The 12471-nt window shown below is 55.7% G+C and carries 13 protein-coding genes; 5 read left to right on the top strand and 8 right to left on the bottom strand.

From position 1 onward, the window contains the following. Positions 1-222 precede the first annotated feature (222 nt). A complete protein-coding gene (rmf, locus tag ET34_RS21595; RefSeq protein WP_072001969.1) occupies positions 223-390 on the top strand; it encodes a ribosome modulation factor in 168 nt (55 codons plus the stop codon). Positions 391-462: 72 nt separating this feature from the next. Here rmf and fabA read toward each other — a convergent pair whose 3' ends face one another. Both fabA and ET34_RS0105465 read right to left on the bottom strand, forming a co-directional pair. Then, entirely contained in the window at positions 463-981 is a 519-nt protein-coding gene (gene fabA, locus ET34_RS0105470; RefSeq protein ID WP_031520146.1) for a bifunctional 3-hydroxydecanoyl-ACP dehydratase/trans-2-decenoyl-ACP isomerase, read from the bottom strand. Between the two features lie 68 nt (positions 982-1049). Continuing rightward, positions 1050-2804, bottom strand: a complete 1755-nt coding sequence (locus tag ET34_RS0105465) for an AAA family ATPase (protein WP_031520145.1) — start codon at positions 2802-2804, stop codon at positions 1050-1052. Between the two features lie 185 nt (positions 2805-2989). On the opposite strand from ET34_RS0105465, the gene matP reads away from it, so the two are divergent. Continuing rightward, positions 2990-3448: a macrodomain Ter protein MatP gene (gene matP / locus ET34_RS0105460; protein WP_031520143.1), complete on the top strand. Its 459-nt coding sequence runs from the start codon at positions 2990-2992 to the stop codon at positions 3446-3448. 64 nt (positions 3449-3512) lie between these two features. Here the strand turns inward: matP and ompA are convergent, their stop codons facing one another. Together ompA and sulA are read right to left on the bottom strand one after the other, a co-directional pair. Next, positions 3513-4589, bottom strand: coding sequence for a porin OmpA (ompA, locus tag ET34_RS0105455; protein WP_152548355.1), 1077 nt, complete (start codon positions 4587-4589; stop codon positions 3513-3515). Positions 4590-4943: 354 nt separating this feature from the next. Then, a complete protein-coding gene (gene sulA, locus ET34_RS0105450) occupies positions 4944-5447 on the bottom strand; it encodes an SOS-induced cell division inhibitor SulA (protein WP_031520140.1) in 504 nt (167 codons plus the stop codon). Between the two features lie 194 nt (positions 5448-5641). Between sulA and ET34_RS0105445 the strand changes: the two genes are divergently transcribed. Beyond that, entirely contained in the window at positions 5642-6292 is a 651-nt protein-coding gene (locus ET34_RS0105445; protein ID WP_406678801.1) for a TfoX/Sxy family DNA transformation protein, read from the top strand. Here ET34_RS0105445 and yccS read toward each other — a convergent pair. Further along, the gene (gene yccS, locus ET34_RS0105440; protein ID WP_031520136.1) at positions 6277-8412 is read right to left on the bottom strand and encodes a YccS family putative transporter; all 2136 of its coding nucleotides are present in this window, start codon (positions 8410-8412) and stop codon (positions 6277-6279) included. The two genes, ET34_RS0105445 and yccS, sit on opposite strands and share 16 nt — an antisense overlap. Before the next feature lie 18 nt (positions 8413-8430). Further along, the gene (locus ET34_RS0105435; protein ID WP_031520134.1) at positions 8431-8877 is read right to left on the bottom strand and encodes a YccF domain-containing protein; all 447 of its coding nucleotides are present in this window, start codon (positions 8875-8877) and stop codon (positions 8431-8433) included. Positions 8878-9005: 128 nt separating this feature from the next. Between ET34_RS0105435 and helD the strand changes: the two genes are divergently transcribed. Then, a complete protein-coding gene (gene helD / locus ET34_RS0105430; protein WP_031520132.1) occupies positions 9006-11060 on the top strand; it encodes a DNA helicase IV in 2055 nt (684 codons plus the stop codon). A 15-nt stretch (positions 11061-11075) separates the two neighbouring features. On the opposite strand, the gene mgsA is transcribed toward helD, so the two are convergent. After that, positions 11076-11534: a methylglyoxal synthase gene (mgsA, locus tag ET34_RS0105425; RefSeq protein WP_031520130.1), complete on the bottom strand. Its 459-nt coding sequence runs from the start codon at positions 11532-11534 to the stop codon at positions 11076-11078. Between the two features lie 155 nt (positions 11535-11689). Here mgsA and ET34_RS0105420 point away from each other — a divergent pair, with 155 nt between their 5' ends. Next, complete coding sequence (locus tag ET34_RS0105420; RefSeq protein ID WP_031520128.1) at positions 11690-12103, top strand: CoA-binding protein; 414 nt, start codon at positions 11690-11692, stop codon at positions 12101-12103. Between the two features lie 28 nt (positions 12104-12131). Here the strand turns inward: ET34_RS0105420 and hspQ are convergent, their stop codons facing one another. Next, positions 12132-12449, bottom strand: a complete 318-nt coding sequence (hspQ, locus tag ET34_RS0105415) for a heat shock protein HspQ (protein WP_031520126.1) — start codon at positions 12447-12449, stop codon at positions 12132-12134. Positions 12450-12471: the final 22 nt, after the last annotated feature.

Genomic DNA, 12471 nt, shown 5'->3' with positions numbered 1-12471 from the left:
CCGCAGCCTTCTGGTTGCGGCTTTTCTTTTTATCTCCGGCAGTTAGCCTGTGCCATGCATATTTCAGCAAAATTTGTCCCGTGCATACTTCACATTTATGACATTGGCGTGAATTTTGCGCATTGACCATCACCTCTTTTCCGCGTATTGCTTAAGCGTGATTGCGCATTTTGTAATCACTGTTTTCTTTTCCACCAGACTAACGCATGAGGGAAACGAGGCATGAAGAGACAAAAAAGAGATCGCCTGGAACGGGCTCATCATCGTGGATATCAGGCCGGGATCACCGGACGGTCAAAAGAGATGTGTCCGTATCAGACTCTGAACCAAAGATCTTACTGGATGGGAGGCTGGCGAGAAGCCATGGAGGACAGGGCTTTAATCGCCTGACTCAGTCTCTTTAAAAAGAAACCTCCGCACTGCGGAGGTTTCGCCTTTATGAGACCTGTCACTAACGCGGGATCAGAACGCTGAAGTATCTTTGAACAGGCCGACTTTCAGATCGTTAGCGGTATAGATCAGGTTGCCATCTACCAGCACTTCGCCATCGGCAACGCCCATGATCAGGCGGCGGTTTACCACACGCTTGAAGTGAATACGGTAGGTAACTTTTTTCGCGGTCGGCAGAACCTGACCGGTGAATTTCACTTCACCAACGCCCAGGGCACGGCCTTTGCCTTCGCCGCCCAGCCAGCCGAGGTAAAAACCAACCAGCTGCCACATGGCGTCAAGACCAAGACAACCCGGCATCACCGGATCGCCAATAAAGTGGCAACCAAAGAACCACAAATCCGGATTGATATCGAGCTCGGCTTCAACATAGCCTTTATCGAAGTTACCGCCGTCTTCGGTCATTTTGACCACGCGGTCCATCATCAGCATGCTGGGAGCTGGCAACTGCGGGCCTTCAGCACCGAACAGCTCACCACGGCCAGAGGCAAGAAGATCTTCTTTTGTATAGGATTCGCGTTTATCTACCATGTTTAAAGTATGCCTTATTTTAGTGAAGGACGCAGGTTAGCTAACACGTGTACGCTGAACAAGTCCGATCAGTTGTGGTTGAACCAGTTTAGCCAGCGTAACGGCCAGGGACGCACACGCGCGTCCTGCTGCGTAGCCTGATTAATTCGCTCCTGAATGGCTTGCAGAAGGGTAGTTTGCCCTTCGCTATCCCACGGCAGGGTTGTCAGTAAAGGTAGCGCATCGCGCACATCTTCTATGGCCCAGACAGAGAATTTTTCCTCTTTTACCGCGTCGAGTACGCTCTGGCTCAGGCTGAGATGACGCACGTTTGCAGCAGGAATAATCACGCCCTGCTCGCCGGTAAGACCGCGGGCTTCACAGATGGTGAAAAACCCTTCGATTTTTTCATTCAGACCGCCGACCGGCTGAGCGCGGCCAAACTGGTCCACCGAACCGGTGATCGCCACGCTCTGTTTAACCGGAACTTCCGCCAGTGCGCTGATGAGGGCGCAGAGTTCAGCCATTGATGCGCTGTCACCATCCACTTCGCTGTAGGACTGCTCGAAGGTCAACGACGCGGAGAACGGGATCTGCTGGTCGAGCTGCAGCTCGGTCATCAGAAACGCCTGCATGATCATCATGCCTTTGGCGTGGATGTTGCCGCCCAGTTCGGCTTTGCGTTCGATATCGTTAAACTCGCCGTCGCCGATGTGCACCACACAACTGATGCGCGAGGGTTCGCCGAAGGCGCGCGGATGACCAGGGAATTCCACCACCGACAGGGCGTTTATCTGACCAACACGTTCGCCTTCGGTTTCAATCAGGATCTGATCGAGCAGGATTTCGTCCTGCATGCGCTCGGCAAGGAAGCCTTCGCGCCATGCCCGGGCAGTCAGCATCTCTGTAAGATGCGAGGCGGTGAAAGGTTCACTGCCGCTGAATGCAACGACATCGCGCAGCTGGCGCGTCAGCCAGAGCGGACAGAGCGGTAGCGTTTGCTGGTCGCCGGTATAGCGCACGGCTTCGTGGATCAGCACCGGCCAGCTATCATCGCCGGGCAACGGCAGCTGATGCAGCCGCGCGGTAGCGCACACCCAGCCAGCCCAGAGCGCCATGTCGCTCTCTTCAGCAATCTGCAGCGTATCTTCATATTCGCTGTAGATGGCCTGCTCGGCGAGCATTGGTTCTGTTTCCTGGAAATCAGCCAGCGATTCGCGGTCGCCAACCAGAATGACTTTCAGATCCAACGGGAGGGAAGGGACCGCGACCGGCAGCGGGCGACTTTCATCGATGGGCAGCCAGTCGAAACGACGCTGGATCACCATCTGCTTGAGACGCAACCACAGCAGCGGCTGCGCCAGTACAGCACGCAGGGAAAGCACCAGTGTGCCGCCGTTAGCGCGATGGATCAGGCCTGGTTGCAGGCTCAGCTCGGCCCCAAACTGACGCACACAGCCAAACAGCTGCTCGCTTTCGATCCAGTCAGCAACCACCACGTCGCCTTTAGCGGCGAAATCATCTGCAGGAGATAGTGCGGTGTGAAGGGTAACCTGATGGCCATTAATAACATAGCGTCCGCCAGCAGCCGCCGTATTCGGGGAGGCATACTGTTCGGCTAACTGCGCCACCAGGTGAAGGTATTCAGAGGCTTCCAGCGCTTTAACCAGCATCCATGATGAGGACGCCCGGGGCTGATTGAACTGTTCAAGTCCATAGCATAAACGCGGCTGGATAGCGGTGAAATCAACGTCATCATCATGCGTTGTCGGCGTGGTCAACACTTCAGCAAAGCTGTCGGTGTCCGGCTTGAGCGCCTGCCAGTCTAATCGGGTAATGGTCAAAGTCGATGTTTTTTCAGTCAGATTTCAAAAGCGGGATTATACCGTAACCGGCGAGGCAGCACACCGCTAAAGCGCCACCCGACGCTAAGATTCTTACGCGGTTTCACATCCAGACGATTTATGCTCAGCGAAATGCTAAAAAACTGATATTCTGAAATGAGTTACGCGGTCACACTGAGATTACGATGAAATATCAACAACTAGAAAATCTCGAGAGCGGCTGGAAATGGAAATATCTGGTGAAAAAGCACCGGGAAGGTGAGCTTATTACTCGCTATATTGAATCCAGCGCGGCGAAAGAGGCAGTTGATCTGTTACTCAGCATGGAGAACGAGCCGGTAAAAGTGCTGGGATGGATTGATAAGCACATGAATCCGCAACTCGCGAACCGGATGAAGCAGACCATTCGTGCGCGCCGCAAACGTCATTTCAATGCTGAACATCAGCACACCCGCAAAAAATCCATCGACCTTGAATTTATGGTCTGGCAGCGGCTCGCCGATCTGGCGCAGCGACGCGGCGTGACGTTGTCAGAAACCATCGTCCAGCTGATTGAGGACGCGGAGCGCAAAGAGAAATACGCGTCGCAGATGTCCACGCTCAAGCAGGATCTAAAGGCGATGTTGGGTAAAGAGAAGCCTTAACGTTTTTACCGACGCCTGAAATAAAAAACCCCGCCGAAGCGGGGTTTTTTTAAGAGCGGGTAACTTAAGCCTGCGGCTGAGTTACAACGTCTTTGATGCCTTTAACTTCGATTTCTACGCGACGGTCCGGCGCCAGGCAATCGATCAGCGCAGCACGCGCTTTCACGTTGTCACAGGTGTTGCCAGTAACCGGGTTGGATTCACCCATGCCACGTGCAGAGATCTTGTTAGACGGGATACCTTTAGAAACGAGGTAGTCAACTACGGACTGAGCACGTTTCTCAGACAGACCCTGGTTGTAGGAGTCAGAACCGATGCGGTCAGTGAAGCCCAGAACCACTACGGAACCGTCTTTCGGATCCAGGTTGCTCAGCTGGGTGTACATCTGATCCAGCGCCTGCTGACCTTCCGGTTTCAGGGTTGCTTTGTTGAAGTTGAACAGAACGTCAGACTTCAGAGTGAAGTGCTTGGTCTGTACTTCCGGAGCCGGAGCCGGAGCCGGAGCTACAACTGGAGCCGGAGCTTCTTCCTGACCGAAACGGTAGGAAACGCCAACGCTCAGCATGCCGTTGTCCGGACGGGTACCAACGGTGTTACGGTCACCGATGTTGTTGGTCCACTGGTATTCCAGACGGGTAGCGATGTCGCGGGTAACTGCCCACTCAACACCACCAGCAGCCAGCGGGGATACGCCGGTGTCGTGGTCTTTCAGACGAACGCCTTCCGCGTTAACAGCGGTAGCGTCTGCACGCCATACCATACCACCGAGACGGGTGTAAACGTCCAGCTCGTCAGTAACCGGGTAGCTAAGTTTGGTAGTCAGCTGGATGCCCTGAGCTTTCAGCGCGCCGTTTTCTGGCTGACCTTTATACTCCATGCGTCCCAGCCAGTCGTAGCCGATTTCGAAACCAACATACGGGTTAACCTGATAACCTGCGAAGGCACCTGCGCCCAGCTGGTTTTCGTGGGTCGGACCACTACCGATACCATTGTCGTAGCCGTTACCGTCGAAACCGGTGTCGTGGTACTGGGACCAACCCAGCTTAGCACCAGTGTACCAGGTGTTATCTTTCGGAGCGGCTTGCGCTACGGTAGCGAAGCCAGCCAGTGCCACTGCAATCGCGATAGCTGTCTTTTTCATTTTTTGCGCCTCGTTATCATCCAAAATGGCCATGAACGCCTTAAAAGAGCTCACGGTTAAATCCTTACACCGGGGTTATTGGCTCATTTGTAACTCTACCGATAAGTTCGGTTTATGATGAGCAACCCTGGCGATGTAAAGTCTACAACGTAGTTGGAAACTTACAAGTGTGAACCCCGTCAGGCATATGAAAAAAAACAGATTGCAAACATATTTTTTAACATTTATGCCTTTTTTTTGGACAACGCATTTTGATGAAAACCCCAGCAAACCTAAGCAGGAAGGGAACTATTGCTTAATTGTTAATGGCCTGGCCGTGACAAAAATATTACGTGGGAATTCTCTTAAATTTACTTAATGATACAAACTCGAATGAATCTTTAGGCCAGAAAGTGGTCCGTGGCTGTACGATGTGCTCTGTAATGGACGCATCACAAAGCCTACCGCATTACCCATTTCTGCCGCTTCAGTGAGTGTTTTTTGCTCATCGCGGGTGAGTTCATGAGGCAGCCAGCCAATCACGACGCTGTAGTTACCGGTACGTAGCGCGCGCGCCATCGTCTCTACCGTAAATTCCGGAGCCATCTGACTCACCTGCATCACTTTAGTTAACGGCAGGCCAGCGGTTTGCACCCATGAACGGCTCAGCTTTTGCTGCGGCGTTAACCACAGCTGCCAGCGCGATTGCTTACCAAGCTGTTGCAGCAGCGGCAGCAGCACCATCTGCGTTACCCACGGCTGGTCTTCACGGTAAACCACTTCACTGATCATACCTTTTACCGTCTCGCCGGAAGCGTGACGATCCTGCGAAAGAGGTTGTTTGTAGTCAGGGTGTGTTTCATAACCAGATACGTACATAATGAATCCCGCCTGTGGGTTACTGTATGCATATACAGTACCGCTGCTTCGCATAAAGATCAATCAAAAATTTCGGAAGCGGCTCGCAAAATTCATCGCTACTTTCGGAACAGATTAAATTCCGGTTGCTGTTATCCCCTAAGTTAAATATTTTCCTGTTAAAGGCTCTACTAATTACATGAAAAGAGTCTTATATGATGATTAATAAGGAAATTATCATGAAATCTTTATCTTATGACAGAATCAATAAATCTCGGGAATACCTCAAGTCGCTGGGCAAGATTGACTGTCGGGCGCTGTTTGGGGGCTACAGTCTGGCCATCGACAACACTGTGTTCGCGATGGTCTGTGAAGGCGAGCTCTATCTGCGGGCCTGCGAAGCTTGCGCCGAATACCATGTGGGTACAAAGCCAAAATTGCTGTGCTTGCCCAAGCGGGGCAGACGCATCTCACTCAATTATTTTCTGGTGGAGGAGCAGCTGTGGCAGGAACCGGCAACGCTATTGCAGCTTTCAACGCGCGCCTTACAGGATGCCCGCCGGGAAAAGTTCAAACGCGAATCGATAAAGCGGCTGAAGGATCTGCCAAATATTACTTTTCAGCTTGAGGCGCAGCTGTGCGCGGCTGAGATTCGCGACGCCCAAACCCTTCAGGCCTGTGGCCCTCAGGAAGCCTGGCTGCGTATTCGTCAAATCAACAAACATGCCGGACTGCGGGCGCTGATGGCGCTGGCGGGCGCGGTGGCAGGGCTTCACTCCGCCGCGCTGCCATCTGACACACGTAACGCCCTGCATGAGTGGTATCACCGTGTCACGCGCGGTGACCAGACTCATGCCGGCGAGTGATCGATCTGCTGTTGCAGGGAGCTGAGTTCCGGCAGGAGCGAAATCAGTAAGCCAATCTGCTGAAGAACCAGCGGCTCTTTACTGTCTGCGCGTGGTTCAAGGTGGTTGATGCGCTGCGCCAGGTCAGCAAGTGCTGTCTGCACGCGCTGTTTGTCTGCAGGCGCGTGATGCAGCGCATCATCGACGTAGCATACGGCATCGTCCAGCAGTTGCAGGATCGCCGTATTGGTCAGTTTTTCACGGTGCGCACCGAGCGCAGAAATATAGCTGGTGAAGGTATGATTCAGGCATAACAGGCGAAACGCGGTTTCACGTAGCGTGGCGCTGGCCTGCGGTTCTGTAGCCATGTTCGACACTACCGAGGCCAGCTCCGCATCGCGGTTATGAGCATCGCGGCGGGCGATACGGTATTGCAGGCGGTTATCACGCCCCTGGTGATACTGCTCCAGAATGGCATCCAGGTAACGGCAGTTAGCATTAAGCGCCTGGCTAATCACCTGCGGCAGGCGGCGGAACTGCCAGTCTGGCCAGATAAAACTGACCGCCGCCCAGGCAATAGCACAGCCCACCAGCGTATCAAAGATGCGCGGCATCGCTACCACAAAGCCTTCGCCCAGCAGGTTGAAGCACAACAGTACCAGCAGCGTGATGAACATCGTGGCGTGGGCGTACTGCACGTTACGGAAGGCAAAAAACAGCACGCCGGTAATAACGATCAAAATAAGCTGTCCTTCAAGCGAGGGAACGAAGTACAGCACCGGAATGCCGATGGCGACACCAATCAGCGTCCCGAGCACGCGCAGCCGCAGCCTGTGCCGCGTGGCGTTGTAGTTGGGCTGGCAGACAAACAGGCTGGTCAGCAATATCCAGTAGCCATGCTCAAGGCCGGTAAGCTGAATAAAGGCATAGCCGACGCACAATACGATGGACATGCGCACCGCGTGGCGGAACAGCGCTGATTCCGGGGTGAAATTACGGCTCAGGCGCAGCCAGACATCGCTGAAGCCGTTCAGGCCGTCGTCGGCGAGCTGATGCTCAGATTCGACGCGCGGCGCGGCCAGTGCCTGTTCCGATTCAATGGTTGCCAGTTGCGCGTCGATAGCCTTGAGGTTGCTTATCAGATAGCCCACCGCTTTCATCTCTGCGGGAGAGGTTCCGCTGGCGCGGATGCGGTCGAGCGCGGCATCCAGGTGGCTGAATACGCGTTCGAAGCGTGGGTTATGCTGATAGGGCGTTCGCAGTAAAATAGAGCGTGATAACTGTGCGCACGCCTGGGACTGCATGGAAAGCAGGCGCTGGAAGCGGAACATGACGTCGCTGTAGCGAAATTTTTCACGCAGGGCCTGGTACTGGATGTGCGACGAGCTGGCACGCTCGTGAATATCCTGGGCGACGAAATAATAGTGCAGCGTGCGCCGGGTACCGCGTTGGCCCCGATCGCCTCGCAGCCGTGTCAGTAACGAGGCTTTGGTCTGATTAAGGGTGGTAACCAGCTTGCTGTTAGCCAGCGCCAGCTCGACAACCGGTGCATCGCGGTCGCTTTCGATATCCGGGTCATACAGGTGTGATTTAATCTCAAGATAGGCGGCAAGCTGCTCAAAGCAGCGGGCAAGATTGTCCTGCAGCGGGCGGATAGGAAACAGTAAATGCCCGGCCAGCGTCAGCAGGTTGTACCAGACCGCACCGGCAATCAGCAGCAGCGGTTGCTGATACCAGTGATCGTAGAGCGAGACCCCGAGCATGGTGTAGATCGCGATCAGCAGGGCGCCAAAAGCGATGGTGGCATAGCGCTGGCCAAGGCCGCCGAGCAGAATAAATCCGCTGGTGGATAGCGTCAGACCAAAAGCAAACAGCCACGGCCAGTCAAATAACAGCTCGACGGAGGCCGAGGCGATAAAAAAGCTGATCAGGGTGATCAGCAGATTGCGTAGCCGCCCACTTAACCGGTCGTCCAGATCCGCCAGTGCGGCGGCAACCACCCCGAGGGTGAGCGGGATGGTCAGCTTTACCTCGCCCAGCCACCACGGCAGCGCAGCGGTGCCGCTGAGCGCAATAAAGATCCGTAGGTTATAGAGCCAGGCGCTGTTCCATGTATAACGGCGTAGCAGGGGGCTGAGCATAAGCGGGCGTTCCTTGTGTTACCCGAAACGACGACGGGCGTTGGCTTCCCGGGCTGCGCGTGCGGTTTCAACGCTGACTACGCGGCGTCCAACCGGCCAGAGCGCAATGCCGGCAATCTTAAAGTTGGCAATGCCCACCGGGATGCCGATAAGCGTAACGCACTGGGCAATGCCTACCACAATATGCATCACGCACAGCCACCAGCCGAAAAAAATCACCCATAACACGTTAAGCAGCGTACCGCCGGTGTTGAGCAGCACATTTTTACTGTCCGGGTTCAGTTCATCAACGTGGATGGGTTCATTGCCGTAGGGCACCAGCGACAGTTTAGTAATTTCCCAGCACGAGCGGGTAAGCGGTAGCGTAACGATACAGATGATGCTGACCAGTGTAGCCAGCAGCCATGACAGCGTGGTGGCAAACCCACCCAGAACAAAATTAAGGATATTAAGAACGGTGCGCATATCGCCTCCCCGGCGTGTCGTCTGAGCCAAATCACTAACCGCAGCAATTGTAACGCGTTTTTGCTCTGGAGCGTGATCTCTGTGACGGGTAAACTGACGGCTCATTTTGCGTTTACTCTGGCATCGACATGGAACTCAAAGCAACGTCTCTTGGCAAACGTCTCGCGCAGCACCCCTACGATCGCGTCACGCTGCTTACGGCAGGGGTGAAAGTGGCCGGCGATAAGCACGAATATCTGATCCCGTTCAATCAGTTGCTGGCGATAAACTGCAAACGCGGTCTGGTCTGGGGCGAACTGGAATTCGTGCTGCCGGATGAGAAAGTTGTGCGTTTGCATGGCACCGAGTGGACTGATACCCAGCGCTTTTATCAGCAGCTTTCTGCGTTGTGGAACAGCTGGAGCCAGGAGATGCGCGACATCGCTGCCCGGGTGCTGAACGAAGCGCTGGAGGGCATCGACCAGCTGGTCGGCAAAGAGCAGTGGCTCAGACGACGTGATATTGAGGGAATAGCCCAGCGCATTCAGGCGGCTTGCGCAGCCTTGCCGCTGCCTCAGGCGCGACTGAACGAATTCGACAACACCCGTGAACCCTGGCAGAAATGCCAGGCGTGGCTCAGCGACAGTGAGCAACGACGCGCTGCGCATAATCAGGAATATACCGCTGCGATGCTGGCGCGCTACGACGACTTTTTCACCAGCGTAGAGAGTTCCCCGCTCAATCCGGCGCAGGCCAGGGCAGTGGTGAATGGCGAAGATGCGTTGCTGGTGCTCGCGGGTGCCGGGAGCGGCAAAACGTCGGTGCTGGTGGCCCGCGCGGGCTGGCTGCTGCTGCGCCAGCACGCCAACGCTGAACAGATCCTGCTGCTGGCATTTGGCCGCAAGGCCGCTCAGGAGATGGATGAGCGCATCGCTTCACGACTGCACACCAGCGACATCACCGCGCGCACCTTCCACTCGCTGGCGCTCTATATCATCAGCCAGGGAAGCCGTAAAGCGCCGACCCTGACGGCGCTGGAAAACGACACTGCAGCCCGCCACGCGCTGCTGATCGAGGCGTGGCAGACGCAGTGTCGCGAGAAGAAGGCGCAGCTTAAGGGCTGGCGTCAGTGGCTGGAAGAGGAACTGGAATGGACGTTGCCGGAAGGCGAATTCTGGCAGGATGCGGGGGTTATCAAGCGCCTTGCTCCGCGGCTCGATCGCTGGCTTGGTCTGATGCGTACCCACGGCGGAGCGCAGGCGCAGATGATTGCCGATGCGCCGGAGGCGGTGCGCGATCTGTTTGGCAAACGGGTCAAATTAATGGCTCCGCTGCTCAAGGCCTGGAAGACTGCGCTGAAAGCTGAAAACGCGGTCGATTTTGCCGGATTGATTCATCAGGCGATCAACGTGCTGGACAAGGGGCGTTTCGTCAGTCCCTGGAAACATATTCTGGTGGATGAGTTTCAGGATATCTCGCCCCAGCGTGCCGCGCTGCTTGCCGCGCTGCGTCGCCAGAATGCGCACACCACGCTGTTCGCGGTAGGCGATGACTGGCAGGCTATCTACCGCTTCAGCGGGGCGCAGCTCTCACTGACCACGGCATTCAGCCACCATTTTGGCGAGGGGGACCAGACGGCGCTGGATACCACGTACCGTTTCAACAGCCGCATCGGCGAGATCGCCAACCGCTTCATTCAGCAAAACCCTCATCAGCTGACGAAGCCGCTCAACAGCCTGACCGCAGGAGACAAAAAAGCCGTTACGCTGCTGGGGGAAGACCAGCTTGAGCCCCTGCTCGACAAGCTGAGCGGCTATGCAAAACCCGATGAGCGGATTCTGGTGATGGCCCGTTACCACCACCTGCGCCCGGCGGCGCTGGAAAAGGCGGCCACCCGCTGGCCGAAGCTGAATATCGACTTTATGACCATCCACGCCAGCAAAGGCCAGCAGGCGGACTACGCCATTATCCTCGGGCTGAGTGAGGGCAGGGATGGTTTCCCGGCCCCGGCGCGAGAGTCAATTATGGAGCAGGCGCTGCTGCCGGAGACAGAAGATTTTCCCGATGCCGAGGAGCGGCGTTTGCTGTACGTGGCGCTGACGCGCGCCAGGCAGAAGGTGTGGTTACTGTTCGATAAAGCGCAGCCGTCGTCGTTTGTCGATATTCTCAAACGGCTTGATGTTCCCGTCGCCCGCAAACCCTGAGGGCGACGGCGGCGGCTACTTCAGACGCTCTGACAAATAGCGCTGATAGTCGGGGATGCCAATCTCAATGCTCTGGCTAAACTGCGCAGATTCGATGATCAGGTCGGCAGTGGAAACGTTGGTCGCCACGGGAATATTCCACACGGTTGCCAGGCGCAGCAGGGCTTTTACATCCGGGTCGTGCGGCACGGCGTTAAGCGGGTCCCAGAAGAAGATCAGCACATCGATTTTACCTTCGGCAATCAGCGCGCCAACCTGCTGATCGCCCCCCATCGGGCCGCTCAGCATCGCGTTGACGTTCAGATCGCAGTTGCGCTGGATCAGGTTGCCGGTGGTGCCGGTAGCATAGAGCGTGTGGCGGGAAAGTATCTCATGATGACGCTCGACCCACTTCATCAGCAGCGCTTTACAGTGATCGTGGGCGACCAGCGCAATGTGTTTACGGGGTTCCAGCGTCCGGGTTGTCAGTTCCATATTTTTTCCCTGAATGATTTGATGCAGACAGATTACTGAAAGTAATTATTGCTGCAAGCCGTAACGGGAAAAAACGCGAGGCGCAGTCAGTCACACAACGTGGTGCACCGCGAGGCTATGTCATACACTTTATGAATTATTCGCCGGAGGTCGTTATGAAAGAGACTGATATTGCAGAGATACTCAAATCGACGCGCACCATTGCGCTGGTGGGTGCCAGTGACAAGCCCGACCGCCCGAGTTACCGGGTGATGTCCTATCTGCTTGACCAGGGGTACCACGTAATCCCGGTGTCGCCAAAGGTGGCGGGTAAAACCCTGCTCGGGCAGCAGGGCTACGGCACGCTGGCTGAGGTGCCGGAGAAAGTGGACATGGTTGACGTATTCCGCAATTCAGAAGCGGCCTGGGGCGTGGCGCAGGAAGCGATTGCTATCGGGGCGAAAACCCTGTGGCTACAGCTTGGCGTGATAAACGATCAGGCGGCGGTGCTGGCGCGGGATGCGGGGCTGAAGGTGGTGATGGATAAATGCCCGGCGATTGAAATTCCACGGCTGGGCCTGAGCCGCTAATAAAAAACCCGGCGTCAGCCGGGTTTTTTTAGTTACGCAGGCGCGGAGCCTGTAACTGTTGACGTATGGTGCGAGCGAGTTCATCGAGTGAAGGCTGTTCAGGGTGTTCATCCTGAGGCTCACCGCTCAGTTGCGCTTCTGCCAGGTACGTGTGGACGGGTTCGCCGTCATCGTCTTCCATCACCACGTGATACCAGGGCGCAGCACGCAGATCGGCGTTGACTGCCAGATCGTCCTCTTCTGGCTCATCCAGGGAGTACTCGGGGTCGATATCGACCACGACGCCCAGATAACCCAACAGCGAGTGACGAACCTGTTGGCCGATACCGAATTTGCTGGCATTCATAGTCACCTCCCGGGAAAAATTG

Source organism: Siccibacter colletis, assembly GCF_000696575.1.
Classification (GTDB): domain Bacteria; phylum Pseudomonadota; class Gammaproteobacteria; order Enterobacterales; family Enterobacteriaceae; genus Siccibacter; species Siccibacter colletis.
Note: the sequence above shows the minus strand (reverse complement) of the source record. Positions and strands in the feature narration are given on the sequence as shown.